The following is a 24,277-nucleotide window of genomic DNA, read 5'->3' as shown; positions in this document are numbered from 1 at the left end:
CAACTTTAATTCAAAATTACTCAACAGTAATAAACCGCAGCTGCTGTAAATCACCATTATATATATTGACATCAATATTTCCTTTTATGCCAGCTATTGAAGCTTTCTCTGTAAATTGCCAAAATAACCAATCGGAATCAATTTCCTCTCTGTAAAAATTATAATTGGCTATCCAAAATAGATAATCACCAAACTCTTCTTTTAAAAAATCTTCATAATATTTCTCTCCAGTATAAATAATTGGTTTCACTTTATAATGTTGCTCAACTCTTTTCAACCAACGTTTCAAACCTATTTTAAGTCGGCTCAGTGATTGATTTTTAGGCAATTTTTCAATATCCAAAACTGGAGGTAAGTCTCCTTTTTTTAAAGAAACCGTTTTTATAAAAAGATCGGCTTGTTCAAGTGAATTTTCGTTTGGACGATAATAATGGTAAGCACCACGGATGAACTTATTTTTTTTGGCGCCAAGCCAATTCTCTTCAAAACCTTTATCCAGTCTATCGCTACCGACAGTTGCTCTAATAAAAACAAAATGAATTGGATATTTATTTTCTAAAGAATCCATCTTTTTCCAATTGATATTACCCTGATATTCAGAAACATCCAACCCTACAACCTTACCCTCACTTTTCTCTAAAACTTGAAAATTTCGAACATCAGAAATTCGCTTCTCCTCTGCTTCCAATTGTGACGTATGATTCGATTTAAAGCTAAAATAATAGGCCAAACCATCTCGATAATGATAGGCAATTGTAAAAACAAAAAGAATAACAAATAGCCCTATAGAAAATCGTAAAAGGCGTCCAGAAAAAACGGAGGAACGCTTCTTGGACTTACGAATTACAGTTGTTTTTCTTTGTCTAACGATTTTTTTTCTCATCTAATTTAAAGATGTTACTCACTACAGATAATAGAACATACCCTATGATAATCAAAGGAATTCCTGAAAATTGAAAGAAGATCAACAACAAAAAAGAAAGAAACAAAAAGACAATTTGAAGTGCATTATCTTTAAGATTGAATTTTTTAATTTTTAAAGAAAATAAAGGAATCTCAGCATTCAAAATAGAAGCACTAAAAAGTGTAATGGCCAATAAAACCCATTGATTAGTCAAAAACTCAAGTACAAGTAGAGAATCTGAATATTTTAATACTAGAGGCAAACTCAAAATAAATAAGGCATTTGCAGGAGTTGGTAGACCAATAAAAGAATTCGTCTGACGGGTATCTAAATTAAATACCGCCAATCGATAACAGGATCCCAAGGTGATAATAAACCCCAAGAAAGGCATCCATGGATTAGATGAAATTTCATGTTGGCTATTAGTCAGTAAAAAATACATAATATACCCTGGCACAACGCCACTAGTTACCATATCCGCTAATGAATCCAATTGCAAACCCAAAGGACCGGACACTTTAAATAATCGAGCAAAAAAACCATCAAAAAAATCAAAAAAGATTCCAAGGCAAACCATATAAAAAGCCATTTCAAAATCCTTTTCAGACACTAAGACAATAGCAATACAGCCACAGAATAGGTTTAGCAAAGTAATACTGTTTGGAATGTGTTTCTTAATATTCATTGTAATTGTATTTTATAATCTAAGGGGACAAATTTACTATAATAAGTGAATGCAGCAGTAGTTTTTAAAAGAGATTGTTAACAGCCTTTACCATTTATTTAAGCTATGGAGAAATAAGCTCGGGAAAAAATTATATTTTTGATAAAATTTAAACAAACAACCGTTTTGTTAAAAACAAAAAGATTGAAAATACATCAATTTATTCTTCTTCTTTTAGTTTGTTCCGTAAATTACGGACAAACTGTTAGAAAATATTCCAATGAGTTTATGAATATCGGCGTAGATGCCGCTGCTTTAGGTATGGCCAATACAGCTGTAGCATCAACACATGATGTTAATGCTGTATATTGGAATCCTGCAGGATTAATGCAGCTTGAAGACTCACAAATTGGATTAATGCATGCCAATTATTTTGCTAATATTGCCCAATATGACTATATCGCTTACGCAAGTCCTATAGACGACCGAAGCGCTTGGGGTATTTCCTTAATCCGTTTTGGGGTGGATGATATTTTAAATACAACTGAATTAATTGACAGCCAAGGTAATATTGACTACAATAGAATTAGTCTTTTTTCGACAGCCGATTATGGATTTACTTTTTCTTACGCTCGCAAACTACCTGTTCAAGGATTTCAATATGGAGTAAATGCAAAAGTTATTCGACGCATCATTGGTAAATTTGCTGATTCTTGGGGATTTGGGTTTGATATTGGATTGCAATACGAAAAAAACGACTGGAAATTGGGAATAATGGTTCGTGACATTACAACAACCTATAACGTATGGAATATTGACGAGAAAGAATACCAAAAAATTGCAGACGCCATTCCTGGTCAAAATCAAGACCTTCCTGAAAGTACAGAGATTACGGCCCCAAAAGCACAATTGGGTCTTTCAAAAAAATTTATCATTCGGTATGACTATAGTCTTTTGGCTGCAGCCAATTTAAATATGCGCTTTTCAAAGACAAACGATATATTTTCGAATGATTTTGTTAGTATTGATCCTGCCTTAGGTTTCGAATTTGGCTACTTAGACTTGGTTTTTTTGCGTGCTGGCGTAAGTAATTTTCAAAACATCCAACAATTGGATAATACTAAAAAAGTAGGATTTCAACCCAATATAGGACTCGGATTTAAGTATAAGGGAATTCAAGTAGATTATGCCTTAACCGATTTAGGAAATCAAAGTGCCGCTTTATATTCCAATATTTTTTCACTAAAAGTGGATTTATCTCTTTTTAGAAACTAATTTTCAACTCTTTACAATTTTCAAAAATGAAGACCTCTCTTTTAAAAAAAATAATTTTAACCTTCACTTTTCTAAGCACAATAAACGCTACTTTTAGTCAAACTGCTATTTTATCCGAAAATGCAAAAGTCAGTGTTTTGACCTGTGGGACGGGTAATGAATCCTACTCCCTTTTTGGACATACTGCTATCCGAATTACAGATGCTCCCAATTTTATTGATCTGGTATATAATTATGGCGCTTTTGATTTTAACACCCCTAATTTCGTACCCAAATTTGTCAAAGGAGACTTACAGTATTTTGCAGTCACCCATTCTTTCAATGATTTCATGAATGAATACAGGTATGAAAAAAGATCTGTTTATGAGCAGGAATTAGATATCCCTTTACCATTAAAGCAAAAATTGTTTGATAATTTAAATACTTCATTAGCATCTGGCGAAAGTCATTATACTTATAAATTTATCGACAAAAACTGTACCTCGATGGTGGTGGACGTGATTAATAAAACACTAGACACTACTGCAGTTGTAAAAAACACAGATACTGATATTACATACAGAACAATTCTTTACCCCTATTTTGAATATCACTTTTATGAGAAACTAGGAACGAGCATCATTTTTGGAAAAAAAGTGGATGAGTTGGGTACACGTATCTTTTTACCTTTTGAACTACTCAAAAGCTTAAAAACAATTCGTTTTCAAAATCACCTTCTCGCTAATGAAAGCAAAATTCTTTTGGAATCAAATGAAGTACAGGAAAACTCATGGTGGAATAATATATATACGTACTTACTACTTCTTGGATTTATTATTTTAATCAATAAAAAAGGAATAAATCAATTCTATTTTTTAACGATGGGAATATTGGGATTATTCTTTATTTTTATAGGGTTTTACTCCTCTCATCATGAATTAGGATACAACTATAATGTACTCTTATTCAACCCCGCCTTATTAGTTCTTGCCTATTTTTATTTTAAAAATAACCGAAAAGGGATTTTAAACTTGGCTTTTTTCAACCTATTTTCTTTAGCGATTTACCTCCTTATACTAATAAACAAAGCGCACCTGATGATTGTTATGCCTTTGATAGTAACTACGGGAGTACTTGTAATAAAGTTGGTAATACAAAACAAACATATGTCGATTGTCGTCAACCGTTAACCGTTTTTCGTCTATCGTCCATCGAACATCGGTCAACGAACAACATTATTGTCCCCTATAAAATAAAACAGTAGTTATTGTTTTAAGCGTAATATTTAAATCCAAATAAAAGCTACGGTGTTTTATATAGTAAAGATCATATTGTAGCTTAATCAAACTATCGTCAATCGTTTCACCATAAGCATAATTCACCTGAGCCCAACCCGTAAGACCAGGCTTTATGACATGTCTAGTTTCATAAAAAGGCATGATTGCTGCAATTTCCTTGACAAAATGAGGACGTTCAGGCCGTGGACCAATTACAGCCATCTCTCCTTTTAAGATATTGATAAACTGAGGAAGCTCATCTATTCTAGTTTTTCTTAAAAATTTTCCAAAACGAGTAACTCGAACATCATTTGTAGTAGCAAAAACAGCTCCATTGGATTCTGCATTTTTTACCATTGTTCGGAATTTTAATATCTTAAACACCTGACTATCTTTCCCTATTCGTTCTTGACTATAAAATAATTTCCCTTGATTGGCCAAAGTATTCCCTAAGAGTATAAATGGAAAAAGAACAACACCAATGGTTAACCCAATTAAAGAAATAACAATTTCAAATACTCTTACAACGGAAAGGTATAATTTATTATGATTACTCCTACTAAATGGAAAAAAACGATAAAAATCTCTTGCCATATATTGCACAGGAATCCGATATGTTTTACTCTCATATACTTGTGTATATTCTCTAATAATTTTACCGGACTCCAGAAGTGATAGCAATTGAAGGTATAATTCAGATGTAATTCCTTGTGTATTTTTAGATGCAATTACAATTTCCGATATCCCATTTAACTTAACAAATAATGCCAAGTCATCTCTTTTAATATGTTGCACATAATGATGTTGCTCAAAGTCGTCATTGACTAAGGTATCAGCACTAACATAAGCCACGATTTTGTAATGGGGATCAATGTTTTCTAATCCTAAAATTAACTCCTCTACTTCATCTTTATCACATATGAGCACAGCATTTTGTAGAAATCGATTCGATGCCAAATACTTAACATAAAACAACCTCCAAAGAATTAAAGTAATAAAAATAACGGCATAAAAAACTAAAATCTGCAATCGATTAGAAGGTAAAACAGGTGAAAAAAAGGGAGTAAGGAGATAAACGAGAACAGTGGTAGAAACGGTTAGCAAGGTGCTTTTTAATATTTGATATTCATTACTAGATACCTGTAAGTTATACATCTCAAAAATAGTTCCAAAAACATTAAGGTAGATGACTAGGAACAAAGCCCAATACAAATTTCCAACCGAATATTTCAAATACTCTAAGTCGAATAGATTTCCAACAAAATATAAAACAGTTAATACAAAAACAATATCAAACAGATACAGTATAGTTTTCCTTTCTGAGATTTCAAAATGTATTTTGTTTTTGTGCATTGTATATATTGTGCTTTTTGTTGCAATTTAGTTATTTTGTTCAAAAATAGTTACAAATACAATTAAATCTATCAACAACATGATGTTTAAAAATGATATGATATATATATATGCAATTAGCTTAACTAGTGCGGGTATGAGACCCATAGATTTAGTTTGGAGCACACAAAGAGGGAAAGGCTAAAAATTTTCAATTAGCAACCTATTAATCAGTGCCAATCTATTAAACTTAATTAATCATTTTTCAAAACAAAAAAAGGGTATTAAAATACTTAATTTTAATCATTTACAAAGAATAAATAATAATAATACTAATACTAAATTTCATTTTCTTTTTTAGCTCCACCAATTTGCACATTCAACAAAGACAAGGAGTAGACAAAGGCAGGCACAGCCGTTCGCATAGCGGCATGATTAATAGTCAAAAACCAAAAAGCGACAAAGCACAATAAAAACATATTGAATTTATTTTCCAGATATAATACCAATGGGGTAAAAATTAGAATTAATAACCCTAATATTCCTAAAGAACCATGCTCCGCAAGCATTCGGGTAATTTCATCATGAGACAGTACAAAAACACCTGTTTCTGCTTTCCGTACTTCAACTCCTTTCCCAACCCCTACACCAAAAATAGGGTTATTAAAAAACATATTAATTTCTGTTTGAGCTACATCCTCCCTACCTGTAAATTGACTCGCCTTTACCCTTCCAGCTGCATCCTGATTAGCATAGCGTTTATTAATTAACCCTCCCGTTTGGAAAGAGGTATAGCCCCAAATACCTATCATAGCTATTCCAATAATGACTACAATATAATTAAGCTTTACCTTTCCTCTGTAATTGGATTTATAATATAGAAATAACAACAATAATACAATCATCAAAAAACCAGTAATCATTCCTCCTCGTGAAAAAGTAACCATTCCTCTATAACTAATATTAAAAACAATAATAAGATTTAATAACACCATAAATTTAGTCCTTGATTCCAAAATAATCCTAGAAAAGAAAATAAACATACCCAAACCTAAAAAAGTAGCCACCTGATTAGGACCAAAACCACCTGAAGTTTCAAAATTGGACTGAGTTCCAGTAATTACATCCTCAATATTAGGAGTGTAAAAAATCAAATATACCGTACAGGAAATAATAGGAAGACCAATACAAAGAAGAATAATATTTACCTGTTCTAAAAGCATCTTACGTCTATAGGTATATAAAGAAGCTATTGCTAAACAAATGGGACCTGAGATATTAAATGCAATGGTATTCCTAAGATTGGTATCAAAGTTGATAACGAAGGTCGAAAGCACTATGCTAGGAATCAATAACAATATAAAAACCCAATAGGGTAAAGCTCCTCTTGAAAATCCAGTATAATACATTCCCAAGAAAATAAAAATCATCACTCCGTATTTAGAAAACTCGTAAGTGATATTGCCTCCTGTCATCCGCAACAGTACCTCAGCGCCTACCACATAGGCAGCTACCATCAAAGCCTCATGATTTTTATTTTGGGTTTTGATTACATAATAAACCCCTAATATAAAAATGAGATAACCGTATATTTTGGCTGTAAAGGGTACTAAATAAACAATAAACCCAATAAAAACATGCAATAGGATTAAGTTGAGATAAGAGGATTCTTCTTTTTTCATTTCAAAATAGTTTTTTGCATCCAATTTAAATAGGGCGTAATGACGGCTCGTTCAGAATAGGTTTCTAAAATAGTTCGATAAAGAGATTCACCCAATTTCATTCTTAATTCTTTATTTTCGATGAGTTGAACCAAGGCAATGTAAAACAATTCTGATTCTTGGCTTGGCACTACAAATCCATTAAACTCATTTTGAATGACTGAATTGATTTCACCAACAGCAGTAACAACTACTGGCATTTTATGCAAACCATATTCCAATAGCGCCACTGGCAAGCCTTCTGATTGAGAAGTCAAAATTCCTATTGTACTTTGTTGCAATACTGTAATTATATCTGATTTTGCGCCATATATAAAAACGGCATCCTCTAACTCCAATTCAAAAATACTGCTTTTTAATGCAGTAGCATACCCATCACCACTATCTTTTCCTACCAAATGAAAGGTCCAATCAGGATGAGATATTTTTAACTTATTAGCTACCTCTATCAATAAAAAATGATTTTTTTGTTCCCTCAAATTAGCCAAACATACAATCCGCTTCCCTTCTATTCCTTTTAAAACAGTATTGACTTGAGTTGTATTTTCATCAGATGTAAAATTAGGCAAATAGATTGTGTTACTAAAATGCATTTGCTCTTTGGCCCAATCCTTTAATTTGTGGTTTACTGCTATAATTCCAGAAAAAAAAGGAAGCACTACTTTTAATATCGTAACGGGTCTTTTGTGTAAAAACTCACTATCCCCATAGTGATCGTGCCATATTAATTGAACAGAAGGACAAATCAACTTTAAAAGGAAACTAGTAAAAAAAGAGGTACTATGCGCCTGTATAATGGTAATTTTATGCTGTTTAACAAAGGCTTTCAATCGAAACAATGCTTTCAAATCGAAACTTCCTTTTTTATCCAAAAAAAGATAGGTCACATTCCCATTAAGTTGCTGTAAAAGCGACCCTTCCTGTCTAGTGGCTACTATACCTGAGAATGGCACTTTTTTGGCTAAGGCATTCGCATAATTAACTGCCATACGTTCAGCACCACCTACGGCTAACGAATCTATTACTTGCAGTATACGCATGTATTTATTGTTTGTATTTTCAAAAATATCTTTTATAACTCTTGTTATAAAATTATGGCCAAATATAACAATCCGTAAATTGATAAAATGACTTTTCTTTATAAAAACGAGCCAAAAAATACGCTCCTATATCATTTTTAGTTTACGATTATTAATAGTAATCGGTATTATTAAGTAGTTTTTTTATTTCCCTTTCAAAAACATCAAGTGTATAGTTTCTAGACCATGCTACTGCTTTGCTTTGTTTATCTTTATAATCCTTTTCATTTTTTATTAGACGCATCAATTGTTTTACATCTTTTTCTAAAATCATAGTCAATAACACCCCCCTATTTCCATAATCCAACATAAAAGGAACACAAGACACTGAAGTGGCAATAGGAACACATCCCCAAAACATCCCCTCGGCAATCGCCTTAGGCCAACCTTCACTTTCTGATGCTAATAGTACAAAACAGCTTCCCTGATACCCATTTTGAACAATAGCTTTAGTTTGATTTCCTTCCAAACTAATTATAGACTCTAGATTCTTATCTAGCACATAACGTTCCAATTCCCTTCGTTCAATTCCTTCTCCATACATCTGTAAAGAAACAGCAATCCCTTTTTTATATAAGTTTTCTACCAATTGAATTGCATACAAAGGATTCTTTCCCTTTACTAGTGTACCCACAAAAATAAAATTGATTTTATTATTTAAACCTTTTGGGACGATTGGCCGCTTGTCTTCTTCTTTGTAAGTAGCTGTAAAAAATGGTTTTATATTTTTCGTCATTCCTTCCCACTCACCATAGACCAAAACCTGCATATTTCGAGTCAAAAAAGTGTTACTCAATACCCATTGTTGTAATTGATAGCTCCAAGGTTGCTTAGATTGCGAATCCCAATTACCTGCATATTTAGCCGTTTTTGTTTTTTTTGGAAATAAAATTTGCACGAAACAGGCCAATAAACCAATATTACCTGGACAGCGCAAATGAATGTGATCCGTTGCTTTCATAGCCTTAAAAAGAATCGAAATTAAAACTGGAAACTTCAAAATAGTATTCAAAATAGATTTAACAGATAAAACATCAAAATTGGGTACGGATATAAATTCTATATTTTCATGGGTGTATGAACAGTCTATTGCCGTTTTATCCCCTAAAAAAAAAGGAGCAACAACCACTAATTCATCCACATTATCCCCCCAAACATTCATTTCCCGAACATAGGGAGCATAAGCATAATACAGATTATCCTCTTTTGAGTGTGGAACATGAGTAAATATGGTGAATTTCATTTTATAAATCTTAGCTTTTAAAATTATTATTTAACCAATACTGAATTATAAATATATTTTGCTTGCGCCATTGGTGTGCAATAGGTGTCAAAATAAGATTTCCCTTTCTCAGCAATTAATTCATGTTCATTAGGATTATCTACAATTGTATCTATAACTTTTTTAAACTCTACTGTTTCTTCTATAAAATAGACTACGGAACCTTGCTCTAATTTATGAGGCAATTCAATTTTAAAAGGAAAAGACAATACAAATAAACCTTGATTCAAATATTCAGCAAGTCTCCAACTTACCGCTCCGCAAACTGCTGGGTTATTTAACGCTACTTTAGATTTAGCACTCAACTTTGAAAACATTTTAGGAGAATATTTTTCATTATTAAGTTCTTTACCAAACCCATAATTATCCCCATCAGAGCGAGGGATAAACCCCCCTTTAAATGTTATTCTAGTATCTGTTTTACAAAAACGAATAAACTCAGCTCGAATTTGATTAGTTTCTGGCTCCTTTTTCCAAATATTAGAAGAGAAAAAAATGAAATTATCTTTTTTAAAACTTTTTTTATATTGAATATATAGGGGCCTTCTTAAAAGAATATAAATTTGTTGTGCCATATCTTTAAATTTCAAATAACGAAATAACCCTAAACCAAAAATACGACAGTATAGTAGCACAATATTTACAGGATAATGAGGATAAAGAGGCTTAACCTTTGGCTGTTTATAAGAATCATGATCGATAAGTTTGTTCGTCACAAAATAAACACTGGCTATGTCATATAATTCTTGCTTTATCCCAGTAGGGTCATCATTATCGATTACTGCGATAGTATCATTAACCTTAAATATCAGTATTGGTTTGTTATTGAACTTAATAAAATTCTTATCCATTTTGAATTTAACCTTGTACGCTTGATTCAGTCCTAACAAATAGTAGGAAGAATAATAATTAGGAATATTCATTAATTGTATTGTCTTCATAATAAATTCATTACCAATGGAAATAGAAAATGTTTTTGTTTATAGTTTTATTCAAAAAAATCACTTCGGCTTATTAAACCATAAACTCAACCAACCTATAGTACGGCCTATAGCCTCAGTAAAAGCTTCTTTTTTACTATTTGTAGTAAGAACATTACTATATCGTATCACTATTAAAAGTAAAGTAATTCCATGCCATTTTAATTGATGATTAAATAGTGGTTTAGGATTTTTAGTACGCCAAACATACCATCCATTGCGCACTACCATTTTTCCATATTGAAATTGATTAGGTCGTCCAGAAGCATCATGATAATGATTCAATTTTGCGGCAGTATTCAAGTATAACTTCCCTATTTTAGAAACCTTCAAAGTAAAATCAGCATCTTCATACAGTCCATATCCCTCAAAATAAGTGGAGAATCGCAACGTTTCAAATACTTTTTTTCTAAAAGAAGAAACTCCTCCCATTAGCATTTCTACTTCATATGTTTTACCGTTTGGCGGTAAAAAACCAACACTGCGTCCATGGGAATATAAGGATGAATATCCTGGGGGACAATCACTGTCCAACCCTAATTTTTTTCGCAATACAAAACGACTCCCGTCATTTTGTTTCCATCCGTCAAAATAAAATTCTTTATTAGTGGGTTGATAATCATATCCCACAAATTTAAATTTAGTTTCATTGCAAATGTAACCTCCCACTCCTAAAGCTTGTGGGTAATCCGAATACGTTTTTAAAATTTGCTCAAAATACGTTGTTTCTAATACCGTATCATCATCTAAAAAACAAATAACTTCGATAGCATCATTTACTTTTCCTACACCAAAATTGCGCTGTTTAGTAAGCCCTCTGTTTTCAGAGGTTACTACATGATAGTGCAGATCTTTAAAATAATTTTGATTTAAAATCGTTACAGTATCTTGATTTAAAGAACCGTCCACGATTATAATTTCATCTGGATAAACAGTTTGCGCTTTAACCGATTGTAACAATTGTAAAATAGGTTTCGGACGCATGTACGTACAGATAATTAGAGCAAACTTCATGATTTACTTTTTAATTGATTAGCCCAATATGTACTTTGATTCCATTGTTTTTGAAACGTTTTAAAATAAACATACGGGTTTTTAATTTTCTGATACTTATAGTATTTAAAAAACAAAATAGTTTTATACCCCAAGAGCTGTTCTTTAGTATTATGCAAAATAAGATACAACATAACCGTTGGAGATGGCTTAGGCTGAATACTTTCCTGTTGCCACAATAACTTTGGTTTTGTTCTAAAGCCTCCAATTGGGGCTTTCAGATGCAACATTTTTGGTTGCGGTAAGTACAACACATCATGACCTTGATTTCGTAATTGTTTTCCAAAATCAGCATCTTCACCAAAGCCAAATTCATATCCCATAGTAAAAGAACACCCTTTTAAAGTAGATGAAGCAACAAAACTACATCCAGAACCAAAACTTCCCCATTGGATAATGTTTTTAAAATTTTGTTTTTCCTCGTTTTGCAAACAACTAATTGAAACTGCCTTAGTACCAAATTTTTTAATGTTTAAAAACGTTAGATAAATAAAATCAGACTTAATTCTAACATCATCATCTGCAAAAAAAACCCATTCACTTGTAACGTGTTTCAAAGCAATATTCCTTGCATTACAGGCACCAGCTTGATGTATAAAAAAGTGTTCAATTTTAAATGGCCATTTATCATCTAATATATAGTTTAGCTGGCTATTGCTTAATTTTTCTGGATTTTGTTCTATAATAATAATTTTATTGGGAAGACATGTTTGTTTAGAGAAGTCTTTTAAAACTTCATACAAATAGTCTTTTCTTCCAATTGTTGGAATAACGACATCAACAGTTTCTTTATCAATTACGTTCAAAGAGGATTGAACTTTTATATGATCTAGATTTATATTAGTATTGCATCTGGACTTGTAAAAAAACGAAAATAAGAAAGGCAAAATTGGAAAATTCCTTTTATACACGCCTAAATTCAATAACAACAAAAATACCCATCGTGTCTTATAGTGTTGCTTAACAAAGCGAAAAAGTGTGTAAATATTTGCTTTGGACAAGTTTGTGTTTTTAAACTTTCCTAACTTTAAGAGTCTTGGTTCAGAATAGCAAAGCAAACCTAATGGCATCCCCGTTTTTGCAATCGAGTTCAAAAAATAATCGAAATTGCTATCACAAACTATTTTATACTTTAAGGCATTTAGAACAGAGGCATGAATAACACCAACTAAACTGCTCATTCGCCAAGTGGGGTAAGATACGTTTTTATTTACATTAATAAATAAAGACTCTTCAACATATCCAATTTTACAATCAAAAAAATCTTGTTGTGGAGTAGAAAAAGACAACAGCATTTTATCATGATGAAATAATAACTTTATCGCTTCTATATCTAGCTGTTCTTTATAATCTAAATGGCACCAAACTATTTTTCTGTCAGGAAAATGTTCTGCTATCTTATGCAAACCAAATGGAATAGAACCTTTACAATCAAATTCAACTTTATGATTATCTAAAGAAACTACCTCCGTTATTTTGGCATTTATATGATATACAATAATCAAAATTTACTCTATTAAAGATTGATAAAACAAAACACTTTCTTTAGCGACTATATCAATGCTAAATTTTCGAATGGCTTTTTCTCTGGCAGCCAAACCAATTTCTTGTTGCAATTGAACATTTTTAAGCAATATATTAATTTTTTCAGCATAAACGGCATGCTCTTTTGGACTAACTAAAAAACCATTTAATCCGTTATCTATCACATCCGATGCCCAACCAATATTTGATGCCACTATTGATTTTTGCATAGCCATTGCTTCTATCCATGAAACGGGTAAAGCTTCGGCAAATGAGGGAAAAACACAAACAGTAGCCCGATTAATATGCTTTTGTATTTCCGAATAAGGTACACTTCCTAAATAATCTACATTTAATAAGGCATCTTTGGTAAACAACTTTTGCATCATCCCCCAAGTGGAGCCTGATCCCGAGATAATATCAGGTACATCTTTACCTACTAAAATTAACTTCGCAATTGGATTTTCTTTAATCAACTCATTAAAAATGAATGGAAGTTCTAATAATCCTTTTTTTCGAATTAAACTTCCAAAATACAAAACCGTGTTAGGCAACTCTTTTATGGCTTCCTCCTTTTTAAATGTAGCGACATCAATTGAATTGGGTATAATTGTAAAATGTTCAGCTATTCCAAAAACTTCATTTGTTTTATCAGCTGTAAATTGACTTACAGCAAGTAATCCATCCGCTTTTTGTATTGCTCGCTTTTCATGAAACTTATTATTTATTTTTACATGACGTCCATCTAAATTACAAAAATAAGTGTCAGAACCGTTTAATCGAATGACAACAGGACATTTTTCAGGGTTTATAAAAGAAGTAATCCCTGTCCAATCAGGCGCTTCAACCAAATCAATTTCTTTGTTCTCATACAAACCATCAATTATTTTTTGAAGTTTTTTACGAGTGAGGTACCAGGAAATTCCTTTTAATTTTACATTTTGTATTTGCTGTATACAAACTCCATTATCATCAAAAACCTCTTCTGCTTTCTGACCATAAACCAAAACCCGAACAGAACAACCTTGCGCTAAAAGTCCTGTAGCCAAGTTTTTTATACTTGTACCTATGCCTCCCGAATTACCTGTCCTAGGATGTGGGTATTCTGGAGTTAAAAAGGCTATTTTCATCTTTTATTTATTAAAAAAATGGTTTAAAATTTTAGAGGTAAACAATCGCGCCCCCATATCATTCATATGACCACAGGAAGAGAAATACTGATCTCCTTCAACCACATTTTCATAATTGTGAATTTCGGGATAGACTTTGTTTACTTTTTGAAAATAATCCAATCCTTTGGTATTAGTACACATGGGGGTCATAACAGCGATCAGGTTAATGTGATTCGCTTTGCAAAGATGCTTTATTTCCTCGTAGTATTTATTATGCAATGGTTTTAGATTGGTTAGGTCATTCTTCATATTTGCATTTGGGTTTTTACTCAGCGGATTGTATCCTAAGTGATTCAAGATTTTTGTGGGTTTTTGTCGAGCGACATCAAACATTTCCTTAAAACCAATTTGGGGTGCAAAAACAATATACCTATAAAATGGGATGTAATATAATGCCCAAAAATCAGGCTGCTGGGCAAAATGGCTTTCAATTACTTTAGAATTGTGAATATAAGGCATAAATTTAGGTGCAACACTCTCAGACTCCTGCTCATTCGACAAATTTAAATCGGCTTCCAGTATCACATTTTTAATTTCATATTTCCTTTCTATCATTAATTTCAGGAGTAAAGAAGTCTCAAATAAATGTCCGCCACTCATTCCATAATTAAAAGTCTTTAACCCTTTTTTTTCAAACATTGAAGCTACAAAATGATTATTAGCTCTAGAAGACCCTAAAATTACTACATCGTAAGATCTAGCCTTTGAGTTATAAACATACCCGATTTTTTCACGATTGGACGATTGTAAATATACTTTTGTATAAATTACATCCAAACCCACACTTAACAAAACTAGTGCTAATAAAAGTCCAAGAACAAGAGTAGAAAAAAACTTCATTAAAATTGAAAATAAATAAATTCTTTGTAATCAGAATAGGTCCCTAATACCAACAAAGCAACTAAGCAGAGTACAACTTTCACCCAACTATAGCCGCCCGAAATCGGTTCAATTTTAGTTTTGGAATTCCATTCAACCAGAACAAAAAGTAATATCATCCCTAGTATTTCATAACTGTATCTTTCGTTTTCTAAATATTGTGGTATAAAAGTACGATTAGTAAAAATCCGAGCAATGTAATCGAAAGCAATTTCAATCGAATTTGCTCTAAAAAATATCCAAGCCAAACAACTTAACCCGAAAGTAACTAAAATATTCCAAACTACTTTTATGGAACTTAAATTCCATTCTAAGTTAACCGTTTCTATATTAGAACGGTTTTTATTTAATAATAATAAGGGTAAAAAATACAATGCATTGATTAATCCCCATGCTATAAAGGTCCAATTAGCCCCATGCCAAAAGCCACTCAATAAGAAAATAACAAAAACATTTCGTACTTGTTTTAGTTTGCTTCCTTTGCTTCCTCCTAGTGGAATATATACATAATCTCTAAACCAGGAGGACAAGGATATATGCCAGCGACGCCAAAACTCAGCTATGTCTCTTGAGAAATAGGGATAATTAAAATTCTTTAGTAAATCAATGCCGAAGAGTTTAGACATTCCTAACGCCATATCAGAATAACCAGAGAAGTCACCATAAATTTGAAAAGCAAAATAAATAGCCCCTAAAATTAATGATAGCGAATTCATGGAAGTATAATGATCAAAAATAGCATTGGCATAAGTGGCACAGGTATCTGCAATGACTACTTTTTTGACCAAACCCCAAATAAACTGAAAGACACCTTCTTTGGCTTTTTCATAATCAAAGCTGCGTTTTAATTTTACTTGCGGTAATAAATGGGTGGCTCTTTCAATAGGACCAGCCACCAGAAGTGGAAAATAACTAACAAATAAAGAATAATCAACAAAATTATATTCGGCTTTTATCCTTTTTAAATAGATATCGATAACGTACGATAATCCATGAAAAGTATAAAAAGAAATTCCGACAGGTAAAACCACATTAAGTAATAAAGGACTGGAATGCAACCCAAACCCATTTAATAACTCAGAGAAGGAACTAGCAAAAAAATTATAATATTTAAAGATTCCCAAGAACCCTAAATTGATTGAAATACTCAACCAAAACCAAAATTTTCGATTAGTGTCTGACTTTGATTTTTCAATTTGAATTCCCGTATAGTAATCCAAAAATGTGGAAAAAACCAATAAAAACAAAAAACGCCAATCCCAACAGGAATAAAAATAGTAGCTCGCTACAATTAATAGGCTATTCTGAGTACTTTTATTTTTATTAAAAACAAACCAATAAAACACAAAAACAATAGGGAGAAATAGGGCAAAAGATAACGAATTAAAAAACATATTAAGTATCGCTGTTGTGAATGTAAAAAGAAGACAAATCTTTATTGATAACTGAAATTGAAGGGCTCAAAACGGTATGAGAATCTGGAACATCATTTGTCACAACGGCATTGGCTCCTATAGTTACATTATTTCCTATACATATATTCCCAAAAACACAGGCTCCTGGCCCTATAAAAACATTATTGCCAATTGTAGGTACTCCAATACTATTACCTGAATTACTTACTCCAAAAGTTATTCCTTGAGAAATGTTGCAGTTATCACCTATTATGGTATCTCCATGTATCACTACATTACCAAAATGACCAATATAGAATCCTTTCCCGATTTTTGTTCTATACGATATATCAAATCCATACTTCACCTTTAAGTTACGGAGCCAAAGAAAAAAAAGAAAAAACAAAGGTCTATTAATTCTTCTAAAATGCTGTGCCAAACGAAAAATAGTCATGAATTTCAGACCAGGATTTGGCATAATTATGAAGGTCTTTAAGAGTATCCAAAAGGTTACTTTCTTAATTCCACATCTTTTATAATCAGATAAAATGGTCTCTTTTAACATATTTCCTTTCTACAAATTTTATCTATAGCCTCCCAAATACGTTCAGAAGCCTCTTCGGCTGGATGCTGATTAATTTTTTCAAACCATTCTTGCGCCTTTTCTACTACATTTTCACATTTATCACCCAACATCAGTTCAATTTTATCCGCAATTTCATATGGAGAATTCAACCAAACTACTGCATCGTCAGGCATAGAACGAAAATGAATATAATTGTATATTTTATCAACTGCAGACAAACTATCACTTGTGACCGGATTATAATTCATATAAGCACACGGTTTTTTATGAGCGGCGTAATCAAAAACCATAGAAGAACCTAAATTAACCACTAGCTCAGTATGTGCGATTATATTTAACTGCAAAATGAAATCGTCTTTTGTAGGCAGAATAGTATTCCATTCTTCACCAACTTTAACCCAATTAGGTATAATTGCTGTAACTATATCTTTGTTTTCTTCTAAAATAGAATCAAATCTATCTGAAAAATCCACAGGACACCTCCTAAAAATAACCCCCAATTGAATTCCTTTTTTATTTAAAACTCTTACTGCTTTAATTACATCTAAAAGGTAATTTGGATCATAAGGTGAGGTTGTTATATCATCTCCAGAATAACATATATATTTCTTGCTACTATCTAAACCATTTTGCTTAAAAAATATTTCTTTATCAATTATATTGTCTTTCTGAAAATGATTTTCAAACTGTGGTGTTCCAGTTACTATGATTTGGTTTTCGTTTATATATGGGTAATAATATAAAAGTTCTTTTTTCATATGGGAACTCCAAACAAAATAAAAATCTGTTTCTACTACCATAGTACCTTTTGGCAAATTATCCCAAGAGAAAATAAAAGTACCTGTAGGTATTTTTAAATCCTGAGCAGCTAATAATGGAGCTATCGCTAAGCTAATTCTTTGATTGGTACAAAAAACGAGAGCCGGTTTTTGCATCTTTAAAAGGGTATACGATTCAGAATAAAAATTGGTTTTCCTTTCTGTTTTTTTGATGAGATTTCTTAGCTTTTTCAGTCCTTTTTCAGAATCAAATAATTGAATTAAAAAATGGATGATATAACTTTTTATTATGGACTTAAAGCTAGCATAGGAAAATGGAAATCGATACGAATCATAAACGGTATCTTTAGATTTTCTTATATTGCAGTTAAGTTCAATTTCTTTTCGGGCATTTTTTAAAACTTCCAAAAAAAGACTTAATCGATTTTGTTTGAGTCTAATTTCTTCATAACCCATTTTCGATAATTCAAATGGAGTATTATTCCAAAAAATCATATTCATTCCGGTAGCTTTACCTTTTGAATAAAAATCTGTAAAGGCAAAATTACGGAGTCCTATACCATCCGGCACTAAAATAAAAATCTTTTTGTTTGACATTAATTATCTCTAAACTGTTTTTGATGATTTATTTTCCAAATATCGCTATTTAGAATGGAGTTTAGAAATAAAGTGGTACTATTTCCTTGTCCAAAATTAGATTTTGCTTCTTGAACTTGGTATGAATCGATATTTTTTAATGCTTTATTGATGTTTTCATTTTTATAATTGACATTAATAATATCCGCATGAATTACCCTGTTTTGTTGACGCGTACCTATATTAATAATTGGAATTCCGTAATAGGGAGCTTCCCTAATTCCTGCACTACTGTTTCCTATTATGAATTGAGAATTTTTAAGTAAGGTTAAAAAATACTCAAACCGTAGAGAAGGAAAAACCCTAAACTTTGGATTATTTTTCAACCTTTCATACTCCTTTATGATACATTGACTTCCTAAATCATTATTAGGATATATTACAATATAATCATGCGTGTCATTTAAAATACAATTTACAAAATTCTTAGCATATTGTTCCATTTCAGTAACTTCAGTTGTCACGGGATGAAACATTACAATGGCAAATTTCTTAAAATTAATATCATAATAGGACTTCACTTTCTCTAAACTAGGAAGCGAATCTGAAAACATAATGTCAATATCAGGTGAGCCTATATTAAAAATGGAAGTTTCCATCTCTCCCATTTGAAGCAATCGCTTAGCGGCATCATCATTTGAGACAAAATGTATATGGCTTAGTTTACTTACGCTATGTCTAATTAATTCATCAACAGTTCCTGATAATTCACCACCTTCAATATGAGCCACTAAAATATTATTTAGAGAACCTACAATTGCCCCGGCAAGTGTTTCAACTCGGTCACCGTGGATTACAATTAAATCAGGGTTCACTTTTTTACAAAAACTTGATAATCCTTCAATTGTTTTTGCTAGTGTTAAATCCATTGTTGTCTCATGGGTATGATTTTCAAAAGTATGTACGTTTTTGAAATTGCATCTTTCAATTTCAATTAGCGTATAACCATATTCTCTTTGCAAATGCATACCGGTTACAAAAACAAAAACTTCAAAAGCTTGATGTGTATCCAGAATAGAAATCAATGATTTTATTTTACCAAAATCAGCACGCGTTCCAGTTAAAAATAAGATTTTTTTTATATTCATTTCCATCTTTATAATAATGAGTTTATACTTTTATTAGATTTAACTCATCATACACTTTTTAATTTTAAAAATTATTATTGGCTCTCTCTTAATCGATTTAATCCAAATTAAAATTTCAGAAAGAAACACAATTAATCTATATCTTCCCACTTTAATTGATCATCATTTTGAATATCTCTAGTTGCAATTTTCCCTAAAATATCATTAAAATGCGCTGCCAATATTTCACCAGTACCAGGACGTTTAACCCATATGTTATCTTTGGTAAACACTTCTCCTTCTCTGATTGGAACAATTGAACATACTGTTGCAAAGGCAAAATCAATGGTAACCTGCTCCTCTTGTGCAGGTTCTTTAGTCCCACCGCGCATCTGCCAAATTTCATTGGAACTTATTATTAATTCTTTCGTTGCATGTTCATCCATACTGCAAATAATATCTGGTCCAGTTCTTAGCATAGAATCGGTAAAATGCCTTTCTAATATGCTAGCTCCTAAAGCCACTGCTCCTAAACAAGCATTATTATTTAAGGTATGATCAGACAATCCAAATACTTTATCCGCAAAAAATTCATGCATCGCAGTCATTGCTCCTAATCGAACTAAAGGGATAGGTGTGGGGTACAAATTAGTCGTATGTAATAGAGCTACTGGTATTTTATATTTATCAAAAATGGCCACCGCTTTTTGAATGCTTTGAATAGTGTTCATTCCTGTACTCATAATAACTGGTTTCCCAAAAGAAGCGATATGCTCCAGTAAGGGATAATTATTACACTCCCCAGAACCTATTTTATATGCTGGAATATTAAACTTTTGCAATCGATTCGCAGCAACACGCGAGAAAGGAGTTGAAATAAAAATCATTCCTTTACTTTCCACGTAATTTTTTAATTCTAATTCATCGGCTTCGCTCAAAGAACAACGCTCCATAATTTCATAGATACTAACATCTGCATTCCCTGGAATTACTTTCTTAGCGGCCGCACTCATTTCGTCTTCTACAATATGTGTTTGATGCTTAACCAACTCAACACCTGCTCTTTGGGCAGCATCGACCATTTCTTTAGCTACCTGTAAAGAACCTTCATGATTAATACCGATTTCCGCAATGACCAAAGGTGGGTAATCCACACCTATTTTTCTACCTGCAATTTCTATAAATGGATTCATTATATACTTTTAAAATTTTACCATGCGGTCCACCCACCATCTATAATTAGATTGTGTCCCACAACATGACTACTCGCTTCACTAGCAAGAAAAACGATACCACCTCTTAACTCTGATTTGTCACTCATTTTTCCTATGGGATTTAAGTTTTTAAATCGTTCTAAAAACAGTCCGTCATGGCCATTCCAAATGCCTCCAGGAGTCAAACTGTTTACTCTAATCCCCTTTTCTGCCCACAATGTCGCCAGGTATTTTGTTAATGCAACTACACCGTGCTTACTTACGCTATAACCTACAGGTTGAGAAATTCCAGTTCCAGGATACATTTTATGATTGGGACTAACCACCCCATACAAGGACGCAATATTAATTATAGCACCAGATTGCTGCTTGAGCATTTGACTACCCATTACCTGACATCCCAAAAAAGCACCTGTTAAATTAACATTCATAATTGCATTCCAGTCTTCCAGAGGAAAATCCTCAAAAGAAGCATCAAAATTTTTAGATTTACTTTGATTGGTAAAACCCGCATTATTTATTAAAATATCTATTTTTTGGTATTTATCTAGTATATATTGCAATGCGTTCTCCCAACTTTCTTTGGAAGTAACATCACATTTAATAAAATCAACCTCACATTCCTGCTCCTGTAAATTACGAGTTATTTCTTTGGCTTTATCTAAATTGATATCGGCCAAAATAACTTTCGCACCATACTCATTTAGTGCTAAGGCATGCTCGGTTGCAAGTAGACCTGCACCTCCGGTAATGAAAGCAACTTTGCCTGTTAAATCAAATAAATTATTTTTCATTCAATAAAAATTCTATAAGTTTAAAATCAAGTTCTGTATCAATATCTATGGCTCTTTCTCGAGGCATTTCACTTATCATGCATTTTGCCTCACTCCAATGTTGATATTGATACAATGCTTCCTTCTTAATTACATAAGCCGCAGGGGTTAAACTAAAAACTTTTGGAGCGTCTTGTCTTCTAACGATTGGAGTCTTTGTTTTTTTTACCATTTCAGCATATCCAGAATCATTTATTTCCATCATATTAAAATAAGGATTCCGTTCTGGCTCGTAACCTGTAATAACCACATCAATATCTGGAGATTGCATTGCTAGGCTAATAGCATCATCAATATCTTTAGTGGTTTTTAGCGGCACTGTTACATCCATATCGACGATATAACTAACTATGTTTCCTGTCAATTTTTCATAGTTTTCTACTGCATGTCTAAATACGGGCCACTTACTAGCGGTATCTGTTGACAGATTATCTGGTCTAACCACAGTGTTAGTTACATTATTATCTAAGGCAATTTCTAATATTTCTTGGTTATCTGATGAAACAATTAAATCATTTAGAAGCTTACTTTGTTGAGCCACATTAATCGTATAGGTAATCAATGGTACACCATTTAAAAGTCGGGTGTTTTTCCCTAAAACTCCTTTTGATCCTCCTCTACAACATATAGTTCCTAATATCATATATTTAATTTAATGCGATGAATTGTTTTGAAATTGAAGATTCTTTGGCAGCCACAACCATTTTTAAACTAACTAGTGCTTCATCAAAACTAGTTAATCTATTATCATATTTTGAGTCGTCTAAAAATGCCCTAACACTATCAATATACCTTTGATTTCTCTCGAAACCAACATAAGAAAACAGTTCGTCTTCTTGATCGTATCGAATAATTTTCACTTCAGACTTGGTTAAATCCCAAAAAATAGTTCCTTTTTCACAGGTAAGCATACAGTTTCGCACTAACTTTTTTTGATGATAGTCTAAGTGAATCGTTCCTGATGCATTACCTTCAAAATGGATCAAAACATCAGCCACATCTTCTGTTTCTATTGCTAAACTAGGGTTGTTTTGAAAAATACAAGCAATGTTCTTAGGTTTTCCAACTAGCCAACGTAAATAATCAAATTCGTGAACTAAATCCAATAGTACTCCACCCCCTTTATCTATTTTAGCGCTCATCCCTTTCAAATAATCCTGATTAGGTCTCCAGTCTGGCAAAAACTGCCCTACAGTGGCATTGATAGAAAAAACCTTCCCTAATTGATTTTTATTTAGCAACTCTTTGATTTTTAATAGACCCGGGTCAAAATGTAAATCATAACCAACTACAAGCCTTTTGCATTTTCCTGCCAAACTACCTATATCGTCTAAATAAGAAAGAGTATGACTAATGGGTTTTTCCACGTAGATCTTAGAAACATTATTTTCCAATAAAATAGTCAAATCTTCTAAGTGATTGGATGTAGGAGTACAAATAAACCCATGCGAAATTGAATTCTCAGTAATTGCTTTTTGGCAATCTTGATAAACAACAAATTTGCTAAATTTTGAAGGAATATTTCCAGATTTACTAACAATAATAATATTGGAATAACCCAAATAAATGAGATTCTCTAAGTGCCTTTCTCCAATGGAACCCAACCCAATTATTAAAATAAAATCCATTAATGTGAAAGCTTTTGGTATTTAAAGTAAAAGTAAACAAATAATCGAATTTCCTTTTCATATAGACTAAGATTCTACTTTAAATTTTATTTTATGTCTAATTAAAATTAGCCTTCTTCTTGCCAATAAATTTTGGCAGCTTCCAGTTTTTGATAAGCAATATATTCATCCTCTGATAATCTATTGCTGTTTTTTAATATTTGTGGAATAGAAAAAAACAAATCAGATAATGCTAAAATAATAACCTTCACCACTTTGAAATCGCCTTTAAAAACCTTCAGTTGTATTTGCATCCATATCGAATACATCACTTTTCGAGGAATTAGATGTTTGGGGTAAAACAAAAAACACAAAAACCATCCAGAACGTAAAGAACTTCGCAAACGTAGATGATAATCCGTATTATTTTTTCGTGATTTCAAATCTACTCTATGATTGACTATTATTGCGGGTAAATAGTGTACTTCCCAATCTTTCTTAAACAACTGATAAGAAGCAAAATCTTCTTCTCCATAAAAAACGAACCATTCTGGGTAATTGGGTATAGTGTTCCATGCTTTCATTTTCCAAACATGGGCACAGCCCACAAAACTTTGAACTCGCTGAGAAATCTCAATTGAAGCTGTGTTTATTGGCTCCGTAAGCCCCCAAAAAATCCGGAAAGCAATCAAACCGCAATCCGGATTGGATTCAAAATAATCTTGTATTTTTTCTAAAGGATTTTTTGTTAAAAAATGAGCATCATCATCAAGAGAAATGGCATACATTGTTTTTGTTTGATTGAGCAACTGGTTCCTACAATACAAATACCCTTTTGTAACCTCATTCCTTGTCAAAAAGATATTGGGATAATTATTTTGAACATATTCAAATGTTCCGTCATTCGAACCATCATCATAGACCCTGCACTCCACATCTTCCCGAATCAACAAATACTCTAATTTATCAAGTGTTAATCTGAGATCCTCACATCTGTTTTTGGTACTTATAAGTATGGAAAATATTTTTTCTTTCATTAA

22 protein-coding genes are annotated in these 24,277 nt (G+C 32.2%); 2 read left to right on the top strand and 20 right to left on the bottom strand.

Going from position 1 to position 24,277, the window contains the following annotated elements; translation table 11 throughout:
* Positions 1 to 16: 16 nt before the first annotated feature.
* Together AB3G33_RS07260 and AB3G33_RS07255 are read right to left on the bottom strand one after the other, a co-directional pair.
* The gene (locus AB3G33_RS07260) at positions 17 to 883 is read right to left on the bottom strand and encodes a glycoside hydrolase family 25 protein (RefSeq protein WP_367773749.1); all 867 of its coding nucleotides are present in this window, start codon (positions 881 to 883) and stop codon (positions 17 to 19) included.
* Positions 864 to 1,589: a phosphatidylcholine/phosphatidylserine synthase gene (locus tag AB3G33_RS07255; RefSeq protein ID WP_367773747.1), complete on the bottom strand. Its 726-nt coding sequence runs from the start codon at positions 1,587 to 1,589 to the stop codon at positions 864 to 866. Before AB3G33_RS07255 ends, AB3G33_RS07260 begins: the two co-directional genes overlap by 20 nt.
* Positions 1,590 to 1,856: 267 nt before the next feature.
* Between AB3G33_RS07255 and AB3G33_RS07250 the strand changes: the two genes are divergently transcribed.
* Together AB3G33_RS07250 and AB3G33_RS07245 are read left to right on the top strand one after the other, a co-directional pair.
* Complete coding sequence (locus AB3G33_RS07250) at positions 1,857 to 2,843, top strand: PorV/PorQ family protein (protein WP_367774112.1); 987 nt, start codon at positions 1,857 to 1,859, stop codon at positions 2,841 to 2,843.
* Between the two features lie 26 nt (positions 2,844 to 2,869).
* On the top strand, positions 2,870 to 4,012 hold the full coding sequence (locus tag AB3G33_RS07245) for a DUF4105 domain-containing protein (protein ID WP_367773746.1): 1,143 nt from the start codon (positions 2,870 to 2,872) through the stop codon (positions 4,010 to 4,012).
* A 45-nt stretch (positions 4,013 to 4,057) separates the two neighbouring features.
* Here AB3G33_RS07245 and AB3G33_RS07240 read toward each other — a convergent pair whose 3' ends face one another.
* The 18 genes from AB3G33_RS07240 to AB3G33_RS07155 all read right to left on the bottom strand — a co-directional run bounded on the left by AB3G33_RS07240 (position 4,058) and on the right by AB3G33_RS07155 (position 24,274).
* Positions 4,058 to 5,452, bottom strand: a complete 1,395-nt coding sequence (locus AB3G33_RS07240) for an exopolysaccharide biosynthesis polyprenyl glycosylphosphotransferase (protein WP_367773744.1) — start codon at positions 5,450 to 5,452, stop codon at positions 4,058 to 4,060.
* A 317-nt stretch (positions 5,453 to 5,769) separates the two neighbouring features.
* Positions 5,770 to 7,113, bottom strand: coding sequence for an O-antigen ligase family protein (locus AB3G33_RS07235; RefSeq protein ID WP_367773742.1), 1,344 nt, complete (start codon positions 7,111 to 7,113; stop codon positions 5,770 to 5,772).
* Positions 7,110 to 8,192: a glycosyltransferase gene (locus tag AB3G33_RS07230; RefSeq protein WP_367773740.1), complete on the bottom strand. Its 1,083-nt coding sequence runs from the start codon at positions 8,190 to 8,192 to the stop codon at positions 7,110 to 7,112. Before AB3G33_RS07230 ends, AB3G33_RS07235 begins: the two co-directional genes overlap by 4 nt.
* A 151-nt stretch (positions 8,193 to 8,343) precedes the next feature.
* Complete coding sequence (locus AB3G33_RS07225; protein ID WP_367773738.1) at positions 8,344 to 9,474, bottom strand: glycosyltransferase; 1,131 nt, start codon at positions 9,472 to 9,474, stop codon at positions 8,344 to 8,346.
* A gap of 26 nt (positions 9,475 to 9,500) precedes the next feature.
* Positions 9,501 to 10,364 carry a glycosyltransferase gene (locus tag AB3G33_RS07220; RefSeq protein ID WP_367773736.1) on the bottom strand — a complete coding sequence of 288 codons (864 nt, stop codon included), beginning with the start codon at positions 10,362 to 10,364 and terminating at the stop codon, positions 9,501 to 9,503.
* A 150-nt stretch (positions 10,365 to 10,514) separates the two neighbouring features.
* Positions 10,515 to 11,507 (bottom strand): glycosyltransferase family 2 protein, encoded by a 993-nt coding sequence (locus AB3G33_RS07215; RefSeq protein ID WP_367773734.1) that lies wholly within the window; start codon positions 11,505 to 11,507, stop codon positions 10,515 to 10,517.
* Positions 11,504 to 13,051, bottom strand: coding sequence for a glycosyltransferase family 2 protein (locus AB3G33_RS07210; RefSeq protein WP_367773731.1), 1,548 nt, complete (start codon positions 13,049 to 13,051; stop codon positions 11,504 to 11,506). Before AB3G33_RS07210 ends, AB3G33_RS07215 begins: the two co-directional genes overlap by 4 nt.
* 3 nt (positions 13,052 to 13,054) lie before the next feature.
* Positions 13,055 to 14,200: a glycosyltransferase family 4 protein gene (locus AB3G33_RS07205; protein WP_367773729.1), complete on the bottom strand. Its 1,146-nt coding sequence runs from the start codon at positions 14,198 to 14,200 to the stop codon at positions 13,055 to 13,057.
* Positions 14,201 to 14,203: 3 nt separating this feature from the next.
* Positions 14,204 to 15,082, bottom strand: coding sequence for a hypothetical protein (locus tag AB3G33_RS07200; protein ID WP_367773727.1), 879 nt, complete (start codon positions 15,080 to 15,082; stop codon positions 14,204 to 14,206).
* A complete protein-coding gene (locus AB3G33_RS07195) occupies positions 15,082 to 16,515 on the bottom strand; it encodes an MBOAT family protein (protein WP_367773724.1) in 1,434 nt (477 codons plus the stop codon). The genes AB3G33_RS07200 and AB3G33_RS07195 overlap by 1 nt, the downstream gene beginning before the upstream one ends.
* A 1-nt stretch (position 16,516) precedes the next feature.
* A complete protein-coding gene (locus tag AB3G33_RS07190; RefSeq protein WP_367773723.1) occupies positions 16,517 to 16,993 on the bottom strand; it encodes a serine O-acetyltransferase in 477 nt (158 codons plus the stop codon).
* An 80-nt stretch (positions 16,994 to 17,073) separates the two neighbouring features.
* On the bottom strand, positions 17,074 to 18,336 hold the full coding sequence (locus AB3G33_RS07185) for a UDP-glycosyltransferase (protein WP_367773721.1): 1,263 nt from the start codon (positions 18,334 to 18,336) through the stop codon (positions 17,074 to 17,076).
* Positions 18,337 to 18,476: 140 nt separating this feature from the next.
* On the bottom strand, positions 18,477 to 19,604 hold the full coding sequence (gene neuC / locus AB3G33_RS07180; protein ID WP_367773718.1) for a UDP-N-acetylglucosamine 2-epimerase: 1,128 nt from the start codon (positions 19,602 to 19,604) through the stop codon (positions 18,477 to 18,479).
* A 131-nt stretch (positions 19,605 to 19,735) separates the two neighbouring features.
* Positions 19,736 to 20,776 (bottom strand): N-acetylneuraminate synthase family protein, encoded by a 1,041-nt coding sequence (locus tag AB3G33_RS07175; protein ID WP_367773716.1) that lies wholly within the window; start codon positions 20,774 to 20,776, stop codon positions 19,736 to 19,738.
* Positions 20,777 to 20,793: 17 nt separating this feature from the next.
* Positions 20,794 to 21,591, bottom strand: a complete 798-nt coding sequence (locus AB3G33_RS07170; RefSeq protein ID WP_367773713.1) for an SDR family oxidoreductase — start codon at positions 21,589 to 21,591, stop codon at positions 20,794 to 20,796.
* Positions 21,581 to 22,273, bottom strand: a complete 693-nt coding sequence (locus tag AB3G33_RS07165) for a hypothetical protein (protein WP_367773711.1) — start codon at positions 22,271 to 22,273, stop codon at positions 21,581 to 21,583. Before AB3G33_RS07165 ends, AB3G33_RS07170 begins: the two co-directional genes overlap by 11 nt.
* Before the next feature lie 4 nt (positions 22,274 to 22,277).
* Positions 22,278 to 23,258 (bottom strand): Gfo/Idh/MocA family protein, encoded by a 981-nt coding sequence (locus tag AB3G33_RS07160; protein WP_367773708.1) that lies wholly within the window; start codon positions 23,256 to 23,258, stop codon positions 22,278 to 22,280.
* Between the two features lie 107 nt (positions 23,259 to 23,365).
* Positions 23,366 to 24,274: a glycosyltransferase family 2 protein gene (locus AB3G33_RS07155; RefSeq protein WP_367773706.1), complete on the bottom strand. Its 909-nt coding sequence runs from the start codon at positions 24,272 to 24,274 to the stop codon at positions 23,366 to 23,368.
* Positions 24,275 to 24,277 lie beyond the last annotated feature (3 nt).

It is taken from the genome of Flavobacterium sp. WC2421, from assembly GCF_040822115.1.
Taxonomy (GTDB): Bacteria; Bacteroidota; Bacteroidia; order Flavobacteriales; family Flavobacteriaceae; genus Flavobacterium.
This window is presented reverse-complemented; position numbering and strand designations above follow the sequence as displayed.